Below are 26460 nucleotides of genomic sequence, written 5' to 3' on the forward strand. Positions count from 1 at the left end.
AGACATCTTTTAAGGGTCGTTGGAGATGACGACGTTGATAGGCTACAGGTGTAAAGTTGGTAACAGCATAGCCGAGTAGTACTAATTACCCGTAGATTTATAGCCTAATTGGCAACGCTTAATTGCGATCAAGGTTCTCTCTTTGTGAACATTTTTATCGATAAAACAGATGTCAGATACAAGACATCAGATAACAGACCATAAAAGTCTGAAATCTGAAATCTATCCTCTGATATCTTATATACAACCTTTAGGGTGGTTTTAGCGGTGGGGCTCACCTGTTCCCATTCCGAACACAGAAGTTAAGCCCACCAGCGCCGATGGTACTGCGAAAGCGGGAGAGTAGGTCGCCGCCAGTTTTTATTTAAAAGTCTCATACATTCAGTTGTATGAGACTTTTTTTTGTCCTAAACCTTAGTGAGAAAGTAAAAATTAAAGAGCCAGTGCCTGCCGAATGAGAGTTTAAGTCTATGGATTTTAGGTTCAAGTAGAGCGATTACGGGATTAGGATTCCAATACTCACGCTTCAGGAAATGAGATTAATGGTAAAGTTTTTTGAGTCAATTATTCGGGATGTTTAGTACATCAATCAGATTTATAGAGCAATGATCGGTAAACAGTATCATCTGAAATTAAGTTTGAAATTGAATGGATTGAGAGTTCGAAATTTATTAAGGTTAGTTAATTGGTAACTTAAATTTATTAAACCATTTTGTCAGTATTGTTCCGTAGGAGCAATATCTGTGTGGAAAAAGGCTGAAGCGGTCACAAGCGCGTTCCGTAGGAACGCTATCTATTCCTCATTTGTAAATGCTGCACAGAATTTACAAGTCGCTCCTCCGGAGCTTCAACTTTTCGTGAGCTGTCTTTTTCTATTAACAGTCCGCCGCTCTGCGGATTTAAGAACCAATAGCCCTAAAATAGTGTTACAATATATAATTTTGTGTAACCATCAACCATCAAGTAATAGTCTTGAAAATAAAAAAATCATTGTTTTTTTGACAGATAATCAAAGAATGTAGTCACACACCTAGCCCAGATCGAAACGGCATCCTTTTTTGTTATCCGGTAAAAGCACAGGCACAAAAAAGATATAGTGTAGAGCTGGATGAAGCTCCCAATAAAAGAGAGAAGTTTTAAAGGCCACTAATTGTAAAAACTATTCTGCTGTTGTAACTGGCAACTGGAGTAGTTACTGAAACTCCACTCAGTTGTATTTGAATAGGAATATTTGAGTATGAAGCTAATGCTAAAACTGCTTGAATTCTGAATAATTCAACAGCAGTCTGGGTGAACGGCAAATAGGTCGTTCCACCTGTTATGGTACAAAGTACGCAGAGTGTTGTCCCATTTCCTGTTCTCTTAGCTGCTAAGAGCAAAGAATTATGCCAAGTTGGGTTGGGTTCATAATGCACAGATACTTTTGCATTTCCTAAAAGTAAGGGAACTGATGCCGCTAAAAGAATTTGGTTGGCAACACTTTCATAAGTCCCAGAATAATTATTTCCTGCTTCTGTAATGGGAGTTATAGGTACAGTCCAGTTTGTTCCACCTACAGTTAAAGTCTGAGATTTTATACTTGTTGCAAATCCTAATAAGATGATACTACAGAAATATTTTAAAAATTTTGTCTTAATTTTCATAATCTTCGGTTATTCGGTGATGGTATAGGTGATTACGACCGGTGTATTTGTTCTTGCAGATAAGTTTGCATAGGTGTTCGCAGATAATGTGATGGTGATGCGATGTCCGTTATTTGCGCCATTGCCGGTAAATGCGCCACCAATTCCGCTGATAATTGTTTGTGAAGTTGCAGATAAAGTTACTGTTGCAGTTGGGATTCCGAAAACGCCGGCTCCTCCTGATGCTGTCGCAGCTTGTAGTCTAATATCAACTCCCGGTATCACCTGATTTACTGAGGCGGTAATTCTTCTTGTGACTCCACCTGATGCGATTGCAGATGTGTAGTTAATCCACTTTGTGGTGTTGGGAGCAGGCGCAATCAATTGTCTTCCTGCGTCAGTAGGTGCCGTAAAATTCATTGTAATATTTCCTGCAGGTTCAATATCCATTAATGTTACAACGGGTAATGTGATGCCGATCGTTCTGTTTCCTGTTGTTTGTGAAAATGCATTACAAGAAAATAAGTTAACAGCTACAATCAATATTTTAAAATAATTCATTCTTGTTTTTTATTTTCGTTGTAACTTACTTTTATACTCTCTTGCTGATATTTTATTTCAGATTGCTGTTTTATAACATTGATAATAATATTTTTTGATTCTGATGGTTTTAGATTTATATCAAACTGATCAATCGGAATTTTATATTTTTTATCTAAACCATTCCGATACACTTTAATTTTCCAATCTCCGGGACGCAGATAAATAAAATCAAAATTTTGCCCGATTACCGCGAGCTTTCTAAAGGTCTGTTCTCCGTTTGAAGCTTCAATAATTAAATTTTCTTTTTTCTTTCTGTCTTTTTTAAGTGGAAGTTGTGCAAAACTTAATTTACTTTCGGGCTCGGAGTAATCAATTTTTCCCTGAATACTCGCTGCACTTGTCAACCTGAAATTAAAAATATTTTCTTTTTGATTTAAAACTAAAGAAATCGGTAAACTAATATCTGGAATATCATTGATTTCTGTTGTCGATCGGTCGATTTCCAAAATATAGTCTCCGGGATTTACATTTTTAAATACGTAATTTCCGTTTTTGTTTGTTACAGAAAGATGATTTCCTAAAATCAAACGGATGCCGTCTACTTTTTTTACTGCAAGATTATTGATCGTTCCGGAAAGTGTGGTGTATTCTGCAGTTTTTTGAATCGGAACATTCATTCTTAAAGTATAGCGAAGTGAGAAAATAAAATCTTTATTTCCCATTTCTCCACGTTGCAAATTGTATCGTGCAGACAAATCAAATTCATGACCTCTGAAGAGTTGTTGATGAAAAAGAAGTTCAAAAAGATTTCTGTCAGTATAATAATCTTCGGGCATATAATTATTCTGATAAAATAAACTGAAGCTGGTTTTATCAGAAAAACGGCTCATCATTCTCGCACCGTAATAAAACTGTTTCTGGTTTTGTAGCTGATAGCGTGAAGTGACCGCATAACTTCCATATAGATTAAATGAAGTTTTAAACCTTTCAAAACCTACATTCGCTGTATAGAAACTTGAATTACCCGAAAATCCCGACAAGAAATTATTAGTTTTACTGAATTGTCCTTCAAAATTCAATTGAAAAATTCCGATTTGCTGGTCAAGGCTTACTTTGAAAAAATGTTCTTTATAATCAAATTCTTTCGGCATCAAGCGATCTTCATATCTTTGAAACCCGTTATAAAGCATGATTGAACCGCTGGGTAAATATTTATACTGAATTCCGTACTGCAGATATTTTCTATAAGGTGCTGCAAGAAATAGAGTGTCTCTCTGAAAATTTCTTGCATCCTGAGTATAGGTCGAAATTAAATTTATTTTTTTTGAAATCCTGAACTGTAGATTGCCATTAAATGTATTGGTGTTGTTAAAATATCCTGCATATTCTGGGCTTGATCTCATATACATCAGGTTTCCGCTGACTTGTTTAAAATTTGCATGAGTTTGCAACATGTAAGCCGTTCCTTCTGCATTATCTGTTTTACTGTAAGATGTTTCTCCAGCAATTTCAAGGTTATTATTGAGCTTAAATTTTGCAGCGATGTATGGTAAATGTGCATTGGAATCTAATCTTAGATTGCTAAAACTAAAGCTTACGTTTTCTTTTCTCGGGATTTTATATAGGTATCCGGCAGTAATTTCTGATTCTTTGGAGACTTTAAATTTCGTATAAAAATTAAATTCATCTTTTATATCTCTGAAAAATCTTGGGTGATTATAAAAACCGCCAAAACTTATTTTTTTAAAATCAAATCTGATTTCTGCGCCACGCCCGTATCTCGCATATTCCGTTAAAAATGAAGAAGAGTAATTTTTATCTCCGAGATGTATATATAAATTGTCTCGTTTGTAATTCACAAAATATTCTTCATATTGAGTAAAAGAATTGAATTCTACAGGATTTTTTGTGATTGCACGGAATTCCAATAGATTTTTGTTTTCCTGATCTAAACTTCCTTTTCCATAAATTTCGCCCTGAAATCCATCATTATATTCGCCTCGGTTTTGCATTCCGACAAAAGACATTGATGCAGAGATGGGAATTCTATGAAAAATATCATCTTCAATAGGCTTTGTTGAAATTATTTTAATGCTTGTATAAATAGTTTGATTCTCTTTGGGATTTCCTACCGGATAAACTGTAAGATTTAGATTTACAAATTCATTTTTCCCTAATTCTGGGTTGGTGATTTTACTGATGGTAATTAATTTTTCTTCTCCTGCAGGTAAGTTTAGATCAATATCTTCATCAACGACAGCATTCTTACTTTCTAGAATTAAATTTTCGGAAACATTGCCGTTGTTTTTTAAAATGAAAGTTGATTTAATAGTTTCCCCGGCTTTTACAAATTCAGGAGAATTAATTGCGGTCAATGTAAGTTTTCTGTTTCCGGAAACGATAAAATCTGAAGTTTGGATAAATTCTTCTTTTGTATTTTTTTCGATTCCTTTTATTGTAATTCTATGTTGACCTTGTGGAGTTTCTGTAGCAATTTTTAACGGAACAATGTGAATTGTGCTCTCGTTAGAAGAAATTTTTATCTGATCATTTTTTAAAATCGGAATGATTGATTGGTGAGACGTTTCAATCGCAATGTCAAATATTTTATTCTCGGAAGTTTTGTTTTCTATGATGAATGAAATAGAAGATGAAGTTCCCGGCTTTAAACTGTCTTTTTTTTGAGAAAAAAGTAGTGCGGGGAATAGAATGGTAATATATAGTAGCCACGTTTTATTCATTTTTTATTTCTAGTTCAACATTGAGTGCGAATGCATTTTCGTCCTCATCGGTGGCAATGAGAACCGCATTGTATTTTTCCGGAGGCATTTTACTGATATCGATATAAAATGATTTTGAAGTCTGCGGTAGCAATCCCATTGGCAGACTTGAAAAAGTTGCGACTTTGTCTCCGTTTTTTTTGTTATAAATTTCAATTGCTATGCTGGGTTTGCAATAAAGATTTCCTTCGTTGGCGACCGCAATTTTTAAAATTTGTAGTTTATCTTCTTTTTCAATTTTTACTCCTTCAAATTTTAGATTGGGTTTTGCTTTTTCAGAATCTATATCAGTGATAATTTGAATGGCGTATCGAACGATGGATGTTATGTTTACGCCTTCTTTTTCGTTGCTTGGTCTAATGTTGTCTACTGGCTCTACAATGATTACGCTCCAATAGCTTCCCACATCAGCAACTTGTTTTGGAATTGTAATTTCGTATAAAACTTCAGTTTTTTGTTTCGCTTTTAGATTAATCAGATTTGTATTTAACTTAATCCAATGAGCATTAGTTTTAGGATTTGTGTTTGGAACTGTGTACTGTATTGACCCGTCTGACTGATAGTTGAAATCCTGCAGAAATAATTTTATACTTTGTGGCTGATTGCTTGTATTTTCTAGACTTATTTTTCCTTTATAAATATGTCCGTTTTCTACTTTATAATTGTGTGAAAGCCCGTTTAGTATGACAATGTTAGCTTTTATAAAATAAGATGAAAACATCAGGATAATAAAAAAGATGGTACGCTTTAGCATTTGAATGTAAAGTTTGAGTTTAAGATAAAGACAAGAAAAACTTGGAGAAACTTAAATCTTAAATTTCTCCGGGTTTAAAAGATGTTTTTCAGAATTTAGTTATCCGAAATAGTGTAGGTCACAGTTGCAACAGCAGTTGTAGTTGCTTCAAGATCTGCGTAAGCAGCGATGGTACCAGATCCACTTCCTGCAGCTAATGCATACGTAAGATTGTGACCGTTATTTGCGCCATCTCCTGTATAAGCACTTCCAATTCCGGAAATGATTGTTTGATCTGCGGCAGTTAGCGTCAACTGCGCAGATGGAGTTCCCAGAGTTCCTCCTCCAGAACCGGTTGCTGTAGCAGCAGTTACTCTGATGTCAATACCAGGGATTATCGCATCTACTTTTACCGAAACATTGCGGGTAGCATCTGCAACAGATTTAATCGATGAATAATTCAGCCAAAGTGTGTTGTTTGTACCACTTGGAACGATAGGAAGACCAGCCTCATCAGGAGCTGTAAATCCTAAAGTTATGTTTTTGTTGGCAGCAGGCTCAATGTCGACGAGTGCTACTTCAGGAATGGTAATCCCGATGGTGTGATTGTCTGTGTTACTGTCTTGCGCTTTTAGATTTGCTGAGAAAGCAAAAGCTGCTAAAGACATAGCTAAGGTTAATGTTGTTTTTCTCATGGAATTAAGTTTTAGTTTCTAAAGTTAATAAAATTCATTACAATATGAAATATTTAATAAGAATTTTTTATTGTTATGTATTCATTTACAATATCTAATAATAATTAAATAATTTGTTTTTCATAGTTATAAAAAACAAAGCAGTAAATATTATGACTAAAGTCAACATCAAAAAAAATCTTACACATTGTTTTGTGTAAGATTTTGTCTAAGTTTTAAATTATTTTAAGACCAATGAGGATCCGTCACTGTAGGTTTTCCTGATTCTATTCTTCCCGCAAAATGCCAGCTGTTATTTTCAGTTTTTATTTTGAGATCGTACCAGCCTTTTGTTTTATCAAGATTAAAAATAATTTTTTCTCCTGATGATTTGAGAGAGATTTCTTGTTTTTTTCTGTCATACAGATTTTCTAAAATAATATCTGTTTTGTGAGTAGAAATTTTATTCAGTTTTATTTCAACTTCATTTTTAGAAATGTTATTTGATAAAGTTACTTCTACCTCTTCTTTTTTATTTCCTTTAAATTTTCGGACAAAACCGTTAGGTCCTAATATTTCATAATTATATACGGCCTCATTCACTTCGTGCGAGATCTCATTGTTTGAATAGAGCGCATAAGAAAAATAATAATCCGGAGTACTAAATTTATTTTTATCATAAATAATTAAAGGTACCGCAGTATCTTTAAGGTTGGTCATTACAATATTATTATTTTTAAGATTGACCTCATAGTCGTATGGTAATGGGTTGGATGGTTTTATGCCTCTTTCCTGAATTTGTAATAATTGATGATTGATTTCTTTTTCAGAATACCATTTAAGATCGGGTGTAGGTTTATTTTTTGCTGAATTAATGATCTTTGCATACTCTTTTTGATCCAAATAAGTCATTGTAGGGATTTTACTTTCAGATTTGTTGAAAGCTGATGTTAAATCACCACAGATTGCTCTCCGCCAATCGCTGATGTTGTCTACCGTTACATCTTTATTATATTTTTTATGTATAAATTTTTCAAGAAATTGTAAAACTGAAGTATGATCAGAAACCTGAGAGTTGACAAAACCACCTTTCGTCCAAGGTGAAGCTATAATCATCGGAACACGAAATCCTAAACCAACCGTTCCCTCTATTCTTTCGTTATCACGAAGATCAGAATTTGACATATATTCCTGATTCTTATTCACATATTCTACGCCTTCTTTTCCGTTCATATCAACGAGTTGATTAGGATTGACGGGCGGAGCAAAAGGGATAATATGATCAAAATAACCATCATTTTCATCATAATTTATAATGAAAATTGTTTTTTTCCACGTTTCAGGATCTTGTGTAAGAATATTCAGAACTTCAGAAATATACCAGGCTCCGTACCAAGGCGAACCCGGATGATCAGAAAATCTTTCAGGCGCAACCAACCAGGAAACTAATGGAAGTTTTTTGTCTTGTACATCTTTTCTGAACTGATGCAAGACATCACCTTTGGGAACAATCAGCCTTTCACCGTTTTCATCTTTTCCCACTTCCAAATTCCAGTAATCAGGATCATCCGAATTGATGGTGAATGCTTTTTTGTGAAGATTTTTTTCTTTTTGTGAAAGCTTTGCAAAATTGTCAGGATGGTATTTTATTAAATCTTCTTCAAGCTCTTTAATTAAATTTTCAAAACGTTCTTTGTTTTTCGGATTTTTCTCAATTTCAGTTTTTAAATGATTAATGAGATTGGGAATATTTTGATGGTAACCTGTAGAAAATTTGACATTAAAATTAGAAAACCACTCAATCGGATTATCGGTAAAATTGCTCAACCAAGATTCTTCTTCACCCGGCATTCCTTTCGGAAGACTGATTTCATTTTGATAAATTCGCCACGAGACATCTTTTTCTTCCAGTATTTCAGGAAAACTTTTCCATCTTGCCTGTCTGTTTTTATCATAATCAATGTTGTCATTGTAAACATTGGCTTTTACTTTGCCATTTTGCTGTTCACGAATCGTTCCAGACCAAAGAAATAATCTGTTGGGTGTAGTTCCCGTTAATGACGAACAGAAATATTGGTCGAAAATTGTAAATGAATCTGCCAACTGATAATAAAAGGGCAAATCTTCACGATTGTAATAACCCAAAGTCAACGGCATTTCCTTATAATTTTTATTTCCAGAAGCTTTTGCCTGAAGCCATTGGTCGTACTTCATTCCATTCAGAGCGTGTTGCTGATCAGACCAAGAATGGGGAAGTGAGCTCATCCAAGTAGATTTTGTGTTTTTTAAATCTAATCTTCCCGGAGCAGCATATTTTCCATCATTATTTTTCTGAAAAAATACAGAGTGGCCATCTTCTTTAACGAACGCAGTTTGATCTAAAAATCCCCGAACTCCTTTCAAAGCTCCGAAAGCGTGATCAAAAGAACGGTTTTCCTGCATTAAAATCACAACGTGTTCTGCATCATAAAATGTAGATCCGGCAGTAGCTTCTATTGTTAAAGCTTTTAAAATTGCAGGATGCAACATACTTGAAGTTCCCAAACCGGCCATTAAAATTCCCGATTTTTCTAAAAATTCTCTTCTGTTCATATCGAAAAATACTAAGTAAGAAAGAAACCGCAAGTATCATCATCAGCTTACGGTTTCTTAAATTGAAAATTACAAAATTGTTAGCTTTCTGTTACTGCAACCACCAAGGTTTTGATGTAATATTATCCTGTCCGTTATATTGTGCAGCTAATGCAGCTTGCAGATTGATATTATTATAATTGTATTCCACCTGTGGATATCTGAATCTTGAAGGCGCAGTAACTCCTGTTTGCAAAGGCAGATTTGGGTAACCAGTTCTCAGATAATCCTGATAAGAAGTCCATTGGCTCTGATGAAACATCGTCATGTATTTTTGGGTAATAATTTTTTCAAGCTGAGTCTGAAGCGGCGCCGAATTATTATAAACCACTAACGAACCCGCCAAGTAATTATCAACATTAAATCCTGCAAAATACTGATTCGAATTTTTTACATTGGTCTGGTAGAATTGAAAGCTAGCTTTAATGGCATTGTCATAATGCGTTTTTGCAGATCCGGAAATCCAGCCTCTTGCTGTGGCTTCTGCTAAAATAAATTCAAGTTCAGCATAAGAAAGAATAGATGAAGGTTCATTGGTAGCATCTTTATAAAATCTTTCGTTGACTTTTGAAATGTTTTTAGCAGTAATCAAAGCGGCATTATCAGCATAAGGTGAAGTAGGATTTCCTCCGTTATAACCATTAAAGTTGGTAATTGCCAAACCATTTTCTTTAGCCGAGGTCGTCTGCTCTGCAAACGTAAAAATTCTTGGATCTTGTCTGTCTTTGAATAGATTGATAAAGTAATTTGCCATATACAGACTAGAACCGTATCCGCTGCTGTTGAAAGTCGTATATCGGCTGTCTGCAGCATCTGCAAATTTCAGTTCACCATTATCCTGAATGGAAGTCATTAAACTTTGGCTTCCTGCAATTGAAGCAAATTCAGTGGCAATGTTAATTCCTCCAACGGTTGTTTTTTTAGATAAAGTCATTAAAACTTTCAATCGGAAAGAGTTAATCAATTTTTTCCATTTTGTAGCGTCACCGTTGAAAATGATGTCCCCGGCAATCGCATCTGAAGAATTAATTAAATCATTGGCTTGTTTCAGTTCATTTAAAACTCCTGCCATTACCGTTTCTTGACTGTCATATTTTGGCTGTGTAATTCCCGATTCTCCTTTTATCGCCTCAGAATAAGGGATGCTTCCGAATTTTAAACTTAAATTATAGAAATGAAAAGCTCTGTAAAACTTACCAATTGCCTGATAATTTTTATTGTTAATTCTTTCGGCTTCCTGCATCATTTTCATTGTGTTCAGCAAATCTGTACTGTACGTACCAAATGAAGCGTCGTTCCATTTCATATATTGGTAAATGTTTTCACCATCGGTACCAATCAGCATTCTGGAAGCATACATCGGATCTCCCTGAACGGCAAATGCAGATTTTGAAACATATGTTAAAAGATATTTCGGGTCGATATTAGCCTGATCATTTGGGTTTTCGTTGATTTTATCCAAATCGGTTTCGCACGATGAAAGTGAAAATAATCCAACGGCTAAAACTACTATTTTGAAGATATTGTTTTTCATTTGTTTTAATTAAAATTTAAGATTAAATCCGATTCCGAACCATCTGCTCGAAGGATCCTGAATATCATTTCCTGAACCTGACGTCTGACTTCCAATCTGGAAATCCGGATCTGAGTAAAGATTTTTAGATTTCTTCCACATGGCTAAATTGTACCCTGAAATATTTGCGGTAAAGCTTTTTACAAAACCATTCGGGTTTAATAAATGAGAGAAGTCATATTCTAAAACTACTGATCTTAGTTTAACAAAAGTTCTGTCGAAAACATTCGCAAACAATTCGCTTTCGTTCTCCGTCACTCTCGCCTGATAAGGATAATTCTGCGCCCAACTTTGGAAACTAATCGGCGTGGTATGAGTTGTGTAAGCTCCTGTAGTAGCATTGTAATTTACACCGTCCGGAACAAAGTAATACGTTCCAGGATTTGCATATTCAATATCTCTGTAAGCAGTAGAGTTCGGGTGTTTTCCGCCCCACCACATTTTTTCTACCACCTGAGATCTCATCACACCGCCGATGCTACCGTCGATTCCGATGTTTAAACTTAATTTTTTGTATTTAAAGGTGTTGTTAAATCCAAAAGTCCAGTCCGGGTTGAAATGTCCGAGATTAGTTGGTGTGGTTGCTCTTGTAGGCATTCCGGTTGTAGCATTTAAAATCACTTTTCCATCCGGAGATTTTTGCCATGTTACGTCGTAGTAGGTGTCCATCCTTTCACCCAACTTGATGTTGTTGTAGTTTGGCATTCCGGCGTAGATTTCCGTTAAGGTTTTCTCATAGGTACTCCAGTTGATTAATGATCTCCAGGTGAAATTGGTAGATTTAACGGGAACTAAACCTAAAGAGATTTCCAGACCTTTGGTTGTGTATTCGTTTCCGTTCACGTTCTGGGAAGTAAATCCTGAAGAAGGTGTACTTGGAAACTGAAGGATATTGTCATAATCTAAAGTTCGGAAATACGTTGCGTCTAAAGTCACTCTATTATTAAACATACCAGCCGTTAAACCGATTTCGTAAGATTTGGTCTGTTCAGGTTTTAGTGAATTTTCATAATTCAAAGTCGTCGGATAATAGAACGTAGGATTTCCGTTAAAACTAACTCCGTTGTTATTTAAATAGTAATTTCTAATAGCATAAGGCTGAAAGTCATACGCTACTTTTGCCCATGATGCTGAAACTTTCAATAAATTAATCGCTTCAGGCATTGTAACCAAATTAGAAACAATCGTACTCAATGAAGCAGAAGGATAGAAATAAGATCTGTTGGCTTTTGGCAACGTTGATGACCAATCATTTCTTCCCGAAACGTTGATGAAAAATGCGTTGTACAAACCAATATCAATTGTTCCGTAAGTAGAGTAGATGAGTTTTTCTTTTAGGTAATTGTAATATTTTACAGCACCTGTAGAATTATCTAATGAATACACTTCCGGAATCTTTAATCCGTCTGTCGAAGCATTACCTATATCATTTTTATAGTAAAAAGTTGATGCTCCTGCATTCACACTAAAATCAAAATTGTCTGAAATCTTTTTCTTGTATGTTGCCAAGATATCAGAGTTCATATTCCAGGTTTTGGTGTCATTCACAATATAGCCTCCGTTTCTTGGAGCGCTGTAATTAAAATAAGAGTACGGACTTGAAATCTCCTGTTTGTTGTGGTTTTCAACAATTGAAGCTCTTCCTTTGATGGAAATGTCTTCTGTTGCCCTATACTCTAAGCTTGTTTGAGCATTGATGATATTCGTGCGGTTTTGATTTTTATATTTTTCAGCACCAAACCAAGGGTTGTTGTACCAAGCGTAGTTCCAGTTGGCTTGTGTTTTTCCTTCCTGTCCCGGAACCCAGAGATGATTTTTCAAAGCATTTCCGTCTACATCGCCTCCCATCCAAATCAAAATCGTGTACATATGACCGCTCGGATTGTAGTCATAATTGGGAACGTTGGGTGTGAAAGTCTGGTTGAAATTAAATTTAGTATCAAAAATAAATTTCTCTCCGAAATAATTTTGAGACGCAAAGTTGATTCCGTAACGCTGCAGATAGGCCTCAGGAATTCTGTCGTCATAATTCATAAAGTTCCCCGAAAGTCGGTAAGAATCTTTGTTATGCTTATAACTGATCGAGAAATTGTTGTTGTTGATGACCGCAGGCTTCATGAAAGTTTTTAAGTTATCATGATATTTCCAGTCGATCGGAACTCTTTCGTATCTTGACTTATCATCATAAGGACTTCCAGCTACAGTTCCATACCATTCAATAACTTGTCCGGTTTGCTTGTCTCTTATTGGACTGTTCCATTGAGCGATTTTCAAACCGGGAACAAATTTTGGTCCCCAAATCATATCTCCGTCATTTACTCCGCCATCGGCTCCGTCCCAAAATTCATATTTTCCCTGAGAACCATTCCCATATTCAGTCTGAGTTTCCGGGAGATTGGTAAAACCTGCAGTAACCATTGTGTTTTGAGAAAACTCAACAGAAAACCCTTGCTTCTTAGCGTTTTTTGTCGTGATTAAAACAGCTCCGTATCTACCTCTTGATCCGTACAAAGCAGAAGCAGTTGCTCCTTTCAGCACGTTAATATTCGAAATATTGTTTGGATCTAAATTCTGAAAAACTTCTGGTTCAACAATGACACCATCGATAACATAAACCAAATTAGTATTTCCTCGTAGAGAAAAAACTGGCTTCTGCTGCATTCCTGTAGGGTTCGAAACGTTTAAACCGGCAACCTGACCGGAAAATAAGTTTCCTAAGCTTGGTGTAGTGATTGTTTCAAACTGTTTGGTGTTAACTTCTTGAGTAGAATATCCTAATTTTTCTTTCTTTTTTTCAATTCCTAAAGCAGTAATTACAACACCCTCAATCTGTTTTTCATTTACTTTTTTCAGCACGATGGTGTAATTTCTTCTCGAAGAAACTTCTACAGTGTAAAGTGAATAATGATCAGAGTAAAACTCTAAAATATCTTTCGGATTGGCAGAAATCGTGAAATTTCCATTTTCATCTGATGTAACTGTTGTTCCCGTGTTTTTGTCGGTAATACTTACTCCAGAAACTGCGGTTCCTTCTTCTGATTTTACAGTTCCGGTAATGTTGATTTCTTGCGCACTCAGATAGAGTGGAAGCAACAATACCGTAAACGTGGCTAAAGTTTTTTTCATTTTCTAAATTTGACTGCAAATTTAGAGGGGTACTGTTACTTAGGTTTTAACACTTTGTTACGAAAAAAATATTATTTCAATAAGAGACAATGATGAAAATTAATGTAATGATAAAGATGAAATTTGTGGTATGTAAAAGAATTTTTGTTTTTTTATAAATATATATAACATCGGAAAACATTGAGTTTTCTGTATTAGAATCTGCTCAAAATTCCCCAGTGAATTTTTATGTCGTTAAACTTGAACGGATTTCCAAATTCGTTACCATTCGACAACTGGAAACTCATCAAGCCAATAGGAATAAAGAAATTGAAACCAAGCCCGACACTGTACAATTTAGGCTTTACGTTAAGCGATTTATTATTGAGCTGGCCGTATTGCCCGAAGACGTCAAAAAATGCCTGATTTCCGATGAGATAGCGGTATTCTAAACTTCCGTAATAATAAAAGTCGGCTGCGAGAGAGTTTTCATTGAAACCCCGCAAAGAATTCCAGCCTCCAAAACGGTAGAGTTCATTGGCAGAAAAATCGACTTTAGAATCCATCATTGCACCTTCAGCTTTGATGTTGAGGAAGTGATTGCCGTTGATATTATAATTGTGTTCCCCGAAAAAGTAAAACTGATTTTGCGGAGCCGTAATATTGTCTTTGGTATAAATTGTCGTCAGATAATCATATCCTGCATTGATTTTTGTTTTATAAAGAAATAGATCGATGTCTGTAGGTTCAACCATTTCAAACCAGATCCCGATCCCTTTTTTGTTATAATCTTTCCCTTGAACATAGAGTGAATCTATGATTGTAGAGTTTTCAAAAGTTCCTCTCAAACCGATTTTATTTCGGCTGTTCATGTGATAATACAGAGCGGGAAGGGCTTTTACATTAGCAAAAGTGGAATCCTGTCTGAAGATATTCACTTTCATATTCAAACCCACATTTGATTTAAATAAATAAGGAATGTCAGCCTGAAGATCGAAATTCTGACCTTTGTCCGGGTTTCTCTGCCAATATAAATTCACGGTTTCAAAACCGTTGAACATATTTCTGAAATTCACATTCAGTGTTCCGTTTAAAGTAAATTTATCTGTTTTATCATTTCCAAAACCAATAACTCCGTCGAAGCTGTTGGTCTTTTTCTTTTCCATAAAAAGATAAATCTGCGTAGAATCTTTTGTGAAAAGGGTTTGCGGAGGCCGTTCAAGACTAACGAAAGCGTGACTTTGAAAATTTTTGTTAATGGAAATCAGATTTTTATCATCGTAGGTTTTCCCTTTAAATTCTTTTTCAAGATTTTTCATAAATCTTTTAGGAACTCTGGAATAACCTTTCACTACAAAACCATCAATCGTCCGCTTATCATTTTTATTGATATCAAGTTCCACAATCGGATAACCGTTTTTCTGACCTTTGTATTTTGATTTTATTCTGCTGAAAGCAAAACCGTCATCAATATATTTTTTGTTGATGACTTTCTTTGTGGAGTCTAAATTTTTTGTGAAAAAATCCCGTTCAATTTTGTGTTTTTTAATGATAGAATCAGAAAGCGTGACGAAAGTTTCGTTGAAGTTTTTTCCTTTGTCATAAATTATTTCTGTGCTGTCACCTTTTATTTTTACATCCTTTAATTCTGTGAAAAAATAATTGCTTTGCGCCAAAGAATCAAGAAATTTCACTGCAGAGACAGAATCTTTTACTTTTTTTTTCACTTTCGTTTCAGAATCAATCAGAAAATAATGTTTCTTCTGCGCTTGTGTAAAAACGCAAAACAGGATGAAAAATATGTTTAGAAATAACTTCAACTATTAGAAAATATAATTTTTACTTGTCATTTCGTAGGAATTTAGTCAAAGAATTTAAATAGTTAGTTTAGATTCCTACGGAATGACAAAATTGCTGTTTTATTTTAGAGATTTAAAATTTGTTTTAATAACTGAATCTAAGCCAGTTTATTATACTTCTTCATTAAATTCTCATACGTTCCCTGTGGTAAAATCCGTTTCAAAGGAACTCCGATTTTCTGCCCGAATTTACCGAAATAATAATGAGCTTTCCACTTCTTTTTAGTTAAAAGTTGGTCAACATATTCTGCAACTTCCAATGGTTCTGTTCCGTCGCCAACGTGAGAATTCATCAATGCATATACTTTATCAAAAACGTTTTTGTAAGGCTCAGAAACTTTCGTCTTGACTCTGTTTTCTGCAATATTGGTTTTAATGTCACCTAAATGAAGCGAACAAACATCGATATTCCAAGGATACACTTCGTATCTCATGGCTTCGGTCACTTTGTCTAAAGCAGATTTTGAAGCCGAGTAAAACCCACGAAACGGCAATCCCATCTCGCTTCCGATGCTTGAAACGTTGATGATTTTTCCGAATTTATTATCACGCATTTTTGGTAAAACAGCACTCATCATTTGCACAGCACCCACCAAATTCAGATTAAATAATTGTAGAATATCTTCTTTTGTAGAGTCTTCCACAGAACCTACCATTCCCATTCCGGCGTTGTTAATCAAAATATCAATTCTTGTTTCTGTTTTTAAAACTTCAGCAATGGCATTCTGAACGGCATCGTTATCTGTAATATCTGTCGGTATTGATTTGAAATATTGACTTTCGGTGAATTTTCGGCTCAGACCGTAGACTTTATGACCTTTCTTCCCGAAATATTCTGCTAACACGAAACCAATTCCTGAGGATGTTCCGGTGATGATTATAGTTTTATTCAATTTTTTCTAATTTAAAATGTTAAGCCGATATCTTCTCTTTCAATCATTCCTGTATCTTGCAGATTACAAATACAGCCCTCCACAGTTTTATAATTTCCTGAAATTCTGCTTTCTTTTCCTTTGCTGTCTTTGATGATTATTCCCGCAGAGTAATCGTTTCCTTCAGAATGATACGCTCTGAATATCACATATTCATATCCATTATTCTTAAATAAAAGGTTGTCGATTTCCATTCCGGCATTGTCTTTTCCACCACCTCGCATATAGGAGTTATAATGAAATTTCTTCCAGCTTTCTTTTGTTCTTTCGGTCGGAAATTCCATTTCGACTTTGTTTTCAGATCCGAAACGGTACTGAATGTATTGATTGGTTTTATCTTTGACCAAAGACATTTTCTTGCCATTTTTGGTTTCAAAAGAATAGACAACTTCTTCATTGAGCAAAAGATATTGTGCCCAAAAGGTAGCCGGAATTAAAAACGTTAAGATGAAGATGTACTTTTTCATATGAGTTTATTTTAGCAAAATATGTGTCAAATCTTCCCAAAACATCGGATAAGATTTTTCCACTACATTTTCGTCCTCAATATTCAATTCTTTAATAAGACAAAACGGAGCAAAGCTCATTGCCATTCTGTGATCCTGATATGTTTTAATAGAAATATTTTCTTCCGCATCTTTAAATGCTAAAGATTGTATGGTTAAATCTGTAATTTCCGTTTCCGTTCCTAATTTTTTCAACTCGTTGTGTAAAGCTGAAAGTCGATCGGTTTCTTTTACTTTTAAAGTTCCCAATCCAGAAATTTCAAATGGAATTTTCAAAGCTGCTGCTGTCACACAAAGCGTTTGTGCAATATCCGGACAATTATTCATATCCAAAACAATTTTTCCCGGAAATTGGAAATTTTCAATAGGCTGAAGGGTCAGCTTGTGTTCGTCTTCTGTGAAAATAGTTTTAATCCCGAAAAACCGTTCATAAATATCTGCAATCGTAGAATCTCCCTGTGTAGATTCTTTGTAAAAACTTTTCAGATGGATTGTTTCTCTTCCAATTGCTGCGAATGAATAGAAGTACGACGCCGAACTCCAATCGCTTTCTACTTCGTAATTTATAATTGATGAATGATTATTGATGAATGATTCAACTTTTATAGTATTTCCTTCAAAGGTATTTTTAATCCCGAATTTGGTCAGAATATCCAAAGTCATTTCGATGTATGACCTTGAAGTAACTTCACCAACCAAATTAATTTCCAGACCGTTTTCCAATCTTCCTGCAATCAGTAGGAGAGAAGTAATAAACTGACTTGAAATATTTGCCGGAACATCCACTTTTTTCTCAGTGATTTTTCTTCCCGTAATTTTCAATGGCGGAAAACCTTCATTTTCTAAGTATTCAATTTGAACGCCGAGATTCTGTAAAGCGGTCACCAGATTTTTAATCGGTCGTTCTTTCATTCTTCCTGAACCGGTAAGAATGGTAGTTTTTCCTTCCTGAATAGAATAATAGGATGTCAGAAAACGCATCGCCGTTCCTGCATGATGAATGTCAACAGTTTCAGTGTTTTGTTCAGAAGATTTTTGCTTTTTTTCAAAGTCTTCACGAACCTCTGACGAGGTTTCAGAAAGTGCTTTTTTTAATAATTGTGTATCCTGAGAATTAGATAAATTCCCGATTTTTATGTTTGAAAATAAACTTTCCAAAATCAACAAACGATTCGAAATACTTTTCGAACCGCTGATTTGTATGGTTTTATTTCCGATTAATTTTGATTTTTCTAGCTTCATTATTTAAAGATTTTGAGACTTCAGATGTTAGATGTCAGACTTTCAATGGTCTAATATCTGAAGTCTAGCATCTGAGATCTACTTCAATTTTTCATTATTCTGATGACGATCTTTATCGCGATCAGTTTTCGCTTTCATTTTTTTATCAAAAGCTTCCTGCAGATTGATTCCGGTTTGGTTGGCAAGACATAAGGTTACAAATAATACATCAGCCAATTCTTCACCCAAATCTTTGGTTTTATCGCTTTCTTTTTCGCTTTGTTCGCCGTATCGTCTTGCGATGATTCTTGCAACTTCTCCTACTTCTTCGGTCAGCATTGCCATATTGGTCAGTTCATTAAAATAACGAACGCCAATGGTTTTGATCCATTTATCGACTTGCTGCTGCAGATTTGTGATTTCCATTATTGATATGCTCCTAAAGTTGGGCTTGTAGTTCTTGTAGTACCCACAATATCTGTAGGAACAGTTGCTGCGATTGAAACTGCGCCTTTATTTCTTGCCGGTGAATCTGCTTTTACACGAAGATTCATTTGCGCTGCGAAGTAATTGACAAATTTCGGATCTTCATTTTTAATACTTTGAATCACATTCATAGGATTGTTATCAAATGTAAATCCTGCCCCTGAAGCTCCGGAATATTTTATCGATGAATTTTGAATCAAATACTGAAATTGCTGTCCTGGTGTCTGCTCAAAATTCACTGAATCATCTCTGTCTGAGTAAACGATGCTATTGAGAATATTTAGGTTCTGCAAAGCTCCCTGCTCGGTTTGTCCGTTTTCGTTTTTCCATTCGTTGGTGGCGAAAATTCCCATACGGTTAAGAGAACCCATCGTTGAAGAATAATTCGCAATTGTTGCGTGGGTATAGGTGTGATTTCCACCTTTGAAAATCCCGATTGCAGATTCTCCGCAATTATTCATCACCAAATTACTTGCATTTACAGTAGAAGCTACAGCATAAATTCCAAATTCTTGGAAAGTGTGGATGAACGAATTTTTTATGGTGGCATTTGCCTGTTTCATGTCTAAACCTTTGGTTCCGCCAAAAAGTCGGGTATGATTCATATTCAGAATAGAGGCGGGTTCCATTTTAATAGAATTCCAGTTTCTTGGGATGGTGTCGTAATAAGAATCATTTCTGTCGCCACGGACGATAATCTGGTCGGCTTGAGTTCCGTTCATATTTAATGTTGCACCGCCGGCAACTTTCATTCCGCTGTTTTTATGAAAATAAACTTTTGTTCCTGCCTGAATGTCTAAAATCACATTTTGATCAATCGTAAGGTCGCCATAGATAATTTTAGCTTTATTATTCGTCCAGGTTGTGTGATTAGTCAGGACGTTAGGATTCGAAGGGGTCTGAATATAGAATTCGGCATCCTGCACCACAGAAAATAAAGTCACATGCTGTTGACCAGCCCCGCTATTGAAAAGGATACGGTCTTCAGCAATAGCCTCCGGACCTGTTGCCTGAGGAGCAATTTCAACAAAAATAAAAAGACTGTCTTTTTTTCTTAAAGGTACATTGGTGAAATCATAACCAGATTTTCCGTCTACATTGATTTTATATAGAGAAGCAGCACCTTTTTCAAGGTTGATTCTCGGGATCATAACATCTTTATCTTCATTATTGTATATTTTCACAGCATAAGTTTCTGAACGAACCTGATGATAAACGGTGTCGCAAAATACAGTGTCTTTTGAAAAACTCAATTCCTGAGACGGTGCGTCAAAAGAAATTTCGTCTTTATTACAAGAAACTGCGAATAGAAGCGTCCAGAAAGAGCAAAACAGTAGTAATTTGAATTTCATTGATAATGAAGTTTTATATAGATTCCAAATTTAACGAAAATACTTTAATTTTCTTATCTCTAAAAAATTATTGTACAACTATTTGTATATTATAAAAAATATTGTATTTTTGCAACCTAAAATTTAGCAGAGAAATACCATTACTATTTCGAAAGCAAAACTTTAATTTTTTTAAAAAATTGTATTATGAAAAAAGGAATTCACCCAGAAAATTATAGACTTGTTGTTTTCAAAGATATGAGTAACGACGAGGTATTTGTAGGAAAATCTACTGCTGAAACTAAAGACACTATCGAGCACGAAGGTGTAGAGTACCCATTAATCAAAATGGAAATCTCTTCTAGCTCTCACCCTTTCTACACAGGAAAGACTAAATTAGTTGATACTGCAGGTAGAGTAGACAAGTTCATGAATAAATACAAGAAATTCTCTAAGTAATTTTTTGTTTTAAAAATATTTAAAGTCTTCCAAAATTTTGGAAGACTTTTTTATTTGTATTTTTGTGAGACGATCAAACTTAGAATTTTAAACATAAATCACAATGCAGCTAGTATTTTCAGATGCACAATATTGGGAAGATTTTCTTCCGCTTACTTTTACCCGTCCTGTTGCAGAAATGCGATGCGGAATCTTGACTTTCTCAGAAAGATGGCAGAATATTTTAGACAACACTGAAGTTTCTTTTTTTACAGAAAATTATCTTCAAGGAAAATTTAAAAATCCGGAAGATGTGGAAAGTCTTTTTTTGGTAACCAATTTTTTACCGACAGAAACAATTATTCGGAAGATAAAAGATTTGAAACTAGGTGAAGCTTTGGTTTATGAAGATGAATTAATCGCTGCAAGAATCAATATGAAAGGTTTTTCTCTGAATCAGATTGAGAAAATGACCGACATCAAAGAAGAACTGATTTTCTTTAAAAAGCCAACAGATCTTTTTACCTATAATGATAAAGCCATCGATTTTGACTTTGAATTATTAACCCAAGGAAAAACTTCTCAAGAATTATCTTCAACCAACGGATTTTTAGGCGATAAGAAAGATTTGTTCATCGAAGAAGGTGCACAAATCGAATTTTCCACTATTAATACTAAAACCGGAAAAATCTACATCGGAAAAAATGCTGAAGTGATGGAAGGGTGTAATCTTCGTGGCCCGATTGCATTGTGCGAGGATTCTAAATTTAATTTAGGAGCAAAAATTTATGGCGCAACTACTATTGGTCCACATTCTAAAGTGGGTGGAGAGGTGAATAACATTATTATTTTCGGATATTCTAATAAAGGTCACGACGGTTTTGTAGGAAATTCTGTGATTGGTGAATGGTGTAATCTGGGTGCAGATACCAATTCCTCTAATCTTAAAAATAATTACGCAAGCGTAAAGCTTTGGAGTTATAGAACCAAACATTTCGAAGATACAGGTTTGCAGTTTGCAGGTTTAATTATGGGAGATCATTCTAAAACCGCCATCAATACTCAATTAAATACAGGAACAGTCATTGGAGTGGCTGCCAATATTTTCAGAGCAGGCTTTGCTCCAAATCTGATTGAGAGTTTTTCCTGGGGCGGATTTAAAGATGATGAAAGATTTAAATTAGACAAAGCTTACGAAGTCGCCGAAAAAGTAATGGCAAGACGAAAACTACCTTTGACAGACGATGATAAGGCAATTTTGAAACATATTTTTGACGAATATTAAAGCATATAATAATGAAACTTCAAACTTTTTTGAAGTTTTTTTGTTTTACATGTAATATATTTCAGTTTTTAGATGTCTTACTTATAGAAACAAACTTATGACCCAAGAGATTTTCAAGAACACGGTTTTCATTCTCAAAGATGAGATGTATCGTTTTGCGAAAAGATTTGTCATGAGCAGTGATGAGGCAGAAGATGTGGTACAAGATTTAATGATCAAGTTTTGGCAGAAAAAAGAAGAACTTGAAAAATTTGGAAATTTAAAATCCTACGCATTAAAATCTGTAAAAAATGAATGCCTCAATAGATTGAAACACCACGACGTGAAGTTAGGCTTTGCAGATCTGCAGCTTCACCGGTCGGAACTCTACAGTATGGATGTGAATAATCTCAAGGAGCATATCATTGGTTTTATCAATCAGCTTCCTGAGAAACAGAAAATGGTCATCCATTTGAAAGATGTAGAAGAGTATGATGTGTCTGAAATTTCCGAAATGCTGGAAATGGAAGAAAATGCAGTAAGAGTGAATCTTATGCGGGCAAGACAAAAAGTAAAAGAACAAATCTCACAACTGATGAGCTATGAGCAACGAACAATATCAGGATAAATATACAGAAGTATTCAATGACTTAAAAGAAGAAAAAATGAACTGGGATTTTGAAGATTTTCTTCAAAAGGCAGAAGGTAATAATGAAGCTAAAATTATTCCTATCGATAAAGGTAAACCTTCATTCCCAAAATGGTTTTGGATGGCAGCAAGTGTAGTTTTGATTTTCAGTGTCGGATTGATTTTTAATGATAATCAAAATGGAGACGTAGAAAATCAGGCACAATTGGTTGAAAACGAAATTCAAAAGCAAAAATCTGATTTTATTAAAGAAAATCACGAGCATCAGACTCAGGTTGCAGTACTAAGCAACGACTCAATTTCAGGAGAGAAAAAAGATTCCATATTTCAGGAGGTTTCTTTGGCGGAAGTAGATGTTCTAGATAAAATTCTTTCTAAAAAAAGCAGAATTAAAAAGGAAACAAAGCCGAGATATGTGAACAATTCCGGAGTTAAAAATATAAAAGATTCCACAGGATACAGAGATTCTTATGTTATCGTCAACGGGAAAAGAATCGAAAATATGGAAGAAGCCATTAATGTTACAAAATATTCATTTCAGGTAGTTGCCAACAACATGAATCAGGCATTGACACAGCCAAAAGTAATGGACAACGTAGAATACTAATAGAACAATCAATATAAATTACGCAACTGATCAGGCGGCTTGTAGTCAACTAAATTTAAATTAAAGTCATGAAAAAAATATTCATCATATTCGCACTCGCTTTTTCACATTTTTTCAATGTGTACGGGCAAAGAGAAAAATTAGACCAGCTTTTCGACAAGTATCAGGAAGTTGAAGGAGTAACTTCCATCAAAATTGCAAAACCCATGTTTGGGATGCTCAGCAATCTTAACATTGCAGATTCAGAATTGGATCAGATAAAACCTTTACTTGCCAAAATCAACGGATTGAAAGTTTTAATCACAGAAAGTCCTGAAAACGGAAAATCTTCGAATAATCTCAATCAGCTGAATAAAGAAATTACTTCTTACCTGAAAAACATGAATTACAGCGAAATGATGTCTGTGAAAAATGGAGATAGTAAGATTAAATTTCTTTCATCAGAAGCTAAAAACGGACTTCTTGAAGATATTCTGTTAAGAATTGACAGCGGAAACGGCGAAAATATCTTGGTAATGCTTGATGGGAAACTTTCAATGGATGATGTGAATAAAATTATCAATTCCAGCGAGACAAAAACAAGTTCTACGATCACCACGACTGTAAAAAACAGTTTTAATTCTGATAATGATTCATCTTATTTAAATGGTGAAACCAGAAATGTAGGCAATTTTTCAGGAATTGAAGTGAGTACAGGCGTGAATGTGGTTTTCAAGCAGGAAAATGCAACCAACGTTAAGGTTTATGCAGATTCGGATAAGCTTCATAATATCATCACAAAAGTTGAGAACGGTGTTTTGAAAGTGTACATCGATAACAAAGGCGCAAAAAAGATGAAATTTAAAAACTTAAGTGTCAATATTTCTTCTCCAAGAATGGATAATATTAAAACTTCATCTGGTTCTATTTTTACGGTTGTGAATTCAATTAAAGAAAATAATCTTAGAATTGATGCTTCCTCAGGATCTAGTGTTGCCGGTAAGTTTACAGTAAATAACACAACGGATTTTAGTGCTAGCTCAGGTTCTGATGTGAAAGCAAGTGTCACTTCAGGAAAAATTTTGGTAAAATGTTCAAGTGGTTCCAGTGTTAACTTAGAAGGAAATTCAGACATCGGAATGATTGATGTAAGCAGTGGAGCGGAGGTAAAAGCAGATAACCTTAGAATAAACAATGCAGAAGTAGAATCTACATCAGGAAGCAGTGTTTCTGTGAATGTGAAAGACAAAATGAGAGTGAAAGCATCTTCAGGTGGATCGGTAAGATACAAAGGGAATCCTAAGATTGATTCTGATGTAAGTAAAATGTCCGGAGGAAGTCTTTCATCAATCAACTAAAAACACCAACCATGAAAATTTTAAAAACAATCTTTATTGCCATTTGTACAATTTCCTTCATGCAATCTTGCGTGGTTTCAAAAAAACCAAATATGGAATTTTTCTCAAATGCAGATTATGATTACCAAGGTGCAAGATTTGTGAGTTTTAATGTTCCGTTATTTTTAGCGAAGCCCTATATCAAGAGAGCATTGAAAGAAGATGGTGAAAGTGAAGCGGTGTATGATCTCGTAAAAAAAATTTCGAAAATAAAAATAATGACCGTTGAAAACGGAAACAAAACAATGCTGAATGATTATTCTAATTATTTAAACAACAACAATTACCAAGATTGGGCAACTATAAAGCATGACGGAAATAACGTAAACATCAGAGTAAAGCAAAAAGGTGAATCTATCAAAAATATGCTGATCACCGTAAATTCAGATAAAGAATTGGTCTTTGTGGATGTAAAAGGAAGTTTCACTCCGGATGATATCTCTCAGATGATCAGTCATGTTTCAGACAAATAGAATTCATATTAACTTATTTTTATATTGTAGAAAGTCGCAGTCATTTAGATTGCGACTTTTTTAATAAATATAATTGATTGTTAAGTTTTATTTAAACTATTAAAAAGGATTTTCGTATCTCGCTAAAAAGCCTTAATTTTGCAAGAAAGTAAAGATGTCTATTCATAACAAAATTGTAGAGACAGCCATCACTTTCGATGACGTGCTTCTAGTCCCTGCTTATTCTGAAGTTTTACCTAACCAGGTTTCATTAAAATCAAGACTTACCGATAAAATTACGCTTAATGTTCCCATAGTTTCCGCAGCGATGGATACTGTTACAGAAGCTGATTTGGCAATTGCTTTGGCAAGAGTTGGTGGTTTGGGTTTCATTCACAAAAACATGCCGATTGCTGAGCAGGCTGCACAGGTTAATCGTGTAAAACGTTCAGAAAACGGAATGATTTCAGATCCTGTTACGCTTTCTAAAGATCACACTTTGGCTCAGGCTAAAGAAACGATGGCTAAATATAAAATCTCTGGTCTTCCTGTGGTAGACGCAGATAATGTTTTAATTGGGATTATCACCAACAGAGATGTGAAATATCAGGAAAATCTTGATATGAAAGTGGAAGAGATTATGACGAAAGATAAGCTGATTACTTCTGACAAAAGCACAAACCTTGAAAAAGCAAAAGAGATTCTTCTTAAAAACAGAGTTGAAAAACTTCCGATTGTAGATAAAGAATATAAACTTGTTGGTTTAATTACCATTAAAGATATTGATAATCAGTTAGAATATCCTAACGCAAACAAAGACGAAAACGGTCGTTTAATCGTTGGAGCCGGAGTTGGAGTAGGAGAAGATACAATGGATAGAATTGCTGCATTGGTGAAGGCTGGTGTTGATATTATCGCTATTGATTCTGCACACGGTCATTCAAAAGGAGTTTTAGATAGAATTTCTGAAATCAGAAAAGCTTATCCAGATTTAGATTTAGTAGGTGGAAACATAGTAACGGCAGAAGGTGCAAAAGATTTGATTAAAGCTGGTGCAAACGTTCTTAAAGTAGGTGTTGGTCCGGGATCTATCTGTACAACGAGAGTTGTTGCAGGAGTTGGAGTTCCTCAATTGTCAGCTATTTACAACGTTTACGAATATGCTAAATCTAAAAATGTAACCGTTATCGCTGATGGAGGTGTTAAACTTTCAGGTGATATCGTAAAAGCAATAGCAAGTGGAGCAGGAGCCGTAATGGTAGGTTCACTTTTAGCAGGAACTGATGAATCTCCAGGTGAAGAAATCATTTACCAAGGAAGAAAATTCAAAGCTTACCAAGGGATGGGAAGTCTTTCTGCAATGAAGAGAGGCGGTAAAGAAAGATATTTCCAGAGTGAAGCTAAAAAATTCGTACCGGAAGGTATTGAAGGTAGAGTTCCTCATAAAGGGAAGTTGGAAGATGTGATTTTCCAATTGACCGGAGGTCTTAGAGCCGGAATGGGTTACTGTGGAGCTAAAGATATCGAAGCATTACAGAAAGATACCAAAATGGTCATGATTACCGGAAGCGGATTGAAAGAATCTCATCCACATGATGTGATTATTACTCAGGAAGCTCCTAACTATTCTTTGTAATACATCAGAGTTAAAGAAATAATTTTATTTATATAGAATCGG

At 34.9% G+C, this 26460-nt stretch carries 21 protein-coding genes and 2 rRNA genes; 9 read left to right on the forward strand and 14 right to left on the reverse strand.

The annotated features are described in order from the left end of the window. Both MQX03_RS20270 and rrf read left to right on the forward strand, forming a co-directional pair. Positions 1–106: ribosomal RNA gene (locus MQX03_RS20270) — 23S ribosomal RNA — on the forward strand; the annotation flags it as partial. A 145-nt stretch (positions 107–251) separates the two neighbouring features. Beyond that, a 5S ribosomal RNA gene (rrf, locus tag MQX03_RS20275) occupies positions 252–359 on the forward strand. A 777-nt stretch (positions 360–1136) separates the two neighbouring features. On the opposite strand, the gene MQX03_RS20280 is transcribed toward rrf, so the two are convergent. From MQX03_RS20280 to MQX03_RS20345, 14 genes are all read right to left on the reverse strand, one after another. Next, positions 1137–1643 (reverse strand): hypothetical protein, encoded by a 507-nt coding sequence (locus MQX03_RS20280; RefSeq protein WP_242805459.1) that lies wholly within the window; start codon positions 1641–1643, stop codon positions 1137–1139. A 9-nt stretch (positions 1644–1652) separates the two neighbouring features. After that, positions 1653–2183 (reverse strand): hypothetical protein, encoded by a 531-nt coding sequence (locus tag MQX03_RS20285; protein WP_242805461.1) that lies wholly within the window; start codon positions 2181–2183, stop codon positions 1653–1655. Continuing rightward, the gene (locus tag MQX03_RS20290; RefSeq protein ID WP_242805463.1) at positions 2180–4906 is read right to left on the reverse strand and encodes a COG1470 family protein; all 2727 of its coding nucleotides are present in this window, start codon (positions 4904–4906) and stop codon (positions 2180–2182) included. The genes MQX03_RS20285 and MQX03_RS20290 overlap by 4 nt, the downstream gene beginning before the upstream one ends. After that, positions 4899–5699 carry a WxL protein host-binding domain-containing protein gene (locus MQX03_RS20295; RefSeq protein ID WP_242805465.1) on the reverse strand — a complete coding sequence of 267 codons (801 nt, stop codon included), beginning with the start codon at positions 5697–5699 and terminating at the stop codon, positions 4899–4901. Before MQX03_RS20295 ends, MQX03_RS20290 begins: the two co-directional genes overlap by 8 nt. Positions 5700–5794: 95 nt before the next feature. After that, positions 5795–6373 (reverse strand): hypothetical protein, encoded by a 579-nt coding sequence (locus tag MQX03_RS20300; RefSeq protein ID WP_242805466.1) that lies wholly within the window; start codon positions 6371–6373, stop codon positions 5795–5797. A 225-nt stretch (positions 6374–6598) separates the two neighbouring features. Continuing rightward, a complete protein-coding gene (locus MQX03_RS20305) occupies positions 6599–8944 on the reverse strand; it encodes a phosphocholine-specific phospholipase C (RefSeq protein ID WP_242805468.1) in 2346 nt (781 codons plus the stop codon). Between the two features lie 91 nt (positions 8945–9035). Next, on the reverse strand, positions 9036–10517 hold the full coding sequence (locus MQX03_RS20310; protein WP_242805470.1) for a SusD/RagB family nutrient-binding outer membrane lipoprotein: 1482 nt from the start codon (positions 10515–10517) through the stop codon (positions 9036–9038). Between the two features lie 9 nt (positions 10518–10526). Further along, a complete protein-coding gene (locus MQX03_RS20315; protein ID WP_242805472.1) occupies positions 10527–13682 on the reverse strand; it encodes a SusC/RagA family TonB-linked outer membrane protein in 3156 nt (1051 codons plus the stop codon). 194 nt (positions 13683–13876) lie between these two features. Beyond that, complete coding sequence (locus tag MQX03_RS20320) at positions 13877–15388, reverse strand: BamA/TamA family outer membrane protein (protein WP_242805474.1); 1512 nt, start codon at positions 15386–15388, stop codon at positions 13877–13879. A gap of 230 nt (positions 15389–15618) precedes the next feature. Then, the gene (locus MQX03_RS20325) at positions 15619–16413 is read right to left on the reverse strand and encodes an SDR family oxidoreductase (protein WP_242805476.1); all 795 of its coding nucleotides are present in this window, start codon (positions 16411–16413) and stop codon (positions 15619–15621) included. 11 nt (positions 16414–16424) lie between these two features. Continuing rightward, positions 16425–16919, reverse strand: a complete 495-nt coding sequence (locus MQX03_RS20330) for a hypothetical protein (RefSeq protein WP_242805478.1) — start codon at positions 16917–16919, stop codon at positions 16425–16427. A gap of 6 nt (positions 16920–16925) precedes the next feature. Then, complete coding sequence (gene aroA, locus MQX03_RS20335; protein ID WP_242805480.1) at positions 16926–18200, reverse strand: 3-phosphoshikimate 1-carboxyvinyltransferase; 1275 nt, start codon at positions 18198–18200, stop codon at positions 16926–16928. Positions 18201–18278: 78 nt separating this feature from the next. Further along, positions 18279–18605: a nucleotide pyrophosphohydrolase gene (locus MQX03_RS20340; protein ID WP_242805482.1), complete on the reverse strand. Its 327-nt coding sequence runs from the start codon at positions 18603–18605 to the stop codon at positions 18279–18281. Next, positions 18605–20017 (reverse strand): hypothetical protein, encoded by a 1413-nt coding sequence (locus MQX03_RS20345; protein WP_242805484.1) that lies wholly within the window; start codon positions 20015–20017, stop codon positions 18605–18607. Before MQX03_RS20345 ends, MQX03_RS20340 begins: the two co-directional genes overlap by 1 nt. A 186-nt stretch (positions 20018–20203) precedes the next feature. Here MQX03_RS20345 and MQX03_RS20350 point away from each other — a divergent pair, with 186 nt between their 5' ends. From MQX03_RS20350 to guaB, 7 genes are all read left to right on the forward strand, one after another. Further along, positions 20204–20455, forward strand: a complete 252-nt coding sequence (locus tag MQX03_RS20350) for a type B 50S ribosomal protein L31 (RefSeq protein WP_129535844.1) — start codon at positions 20204–20206, stop codon at positions 20453–20455. A gap of 103 nt (positions 20456–20558) precedes the next feature. Continuing rightward, positions 20559–21719 carry a GlmU family protein gene (locus tag MQX03_RS20355; RefSeq protein WP_242805485.1) on the forward strand — a complete coding sequence of 387 codons (1161 nt, stop codon included), beginning with the start codon at positions 20559–20561 and terminating at the stop codon, positions 21717–21719. A gap of 97 nt (positions 21720–21816) precedes the next feature. Continuing rightward, a complete protein-coding gene (locus MQX03_RS20360) occupies positions 21817–22326 on the forward strand; it encodes an RNA polymerase sigma factor (protein ID WP_242805486.1) in 510 nt (169 codons plus the stop codon). Further along, a complete protein-coding gene (locus MQX03_RS20365) occupies positions 22301–22954 on the forward strand; it encodes a hypothetical protein (RefSeq protein WP_242805488.1) in 654 nt (217 codons plus the stop codon). The genes MQX03_RS20360 and MQX03_RS20365 overlap by 26 nt, the downstream gene beginning before the upstream one ends. A 68-nt stretch (positions 22955–23022) precedes the next feature. Then, positions 23023–24291, forward strand: a complete 1269-nt coding sequence (locus tag MQX03_RS20370) for a DUF4252 domain-containing protein (RefSeq protein ID WP_242805489.1) — start codon at positions 23023–23025, stop codon at positions 24289–24291. A gap of 11 nt (positions 24292–24302) precedes the next feature. After that, positions 24303–24803, forward strand: coding sequence for a DUF4252 domain-containing protein (locus tag MQX03_RS20375; RefSeq protein WP_242805491.1), 501 nt, complete (start codon positions 24303–24305; stop codon positions 24801–24803). A 154-nt stretch (positions 24804–24957) separates the two neighbouring features. Continuing rightward, a complete protein-coding gene (gene guaB, locus MQX03_RS20380; RefSeq protein ID WP_242805493.1) occupies positions 24958–26418 on the forward strand; it encodes an IMP dehydrogenase in 1461 nt (486 codons plus the stop codon). Positions 26419–26460 lie beyond the last annotated feature (42 nt).

Source organism: Chryseobacterium aahli (genome assembly GCF_022699665.1).
GTDB lineage: Bacteria > Bacteroidota > Bacteroidia > Flavobacteriales > Weeksellaceae > Chryseobacterium > Chryseobacterium aahli.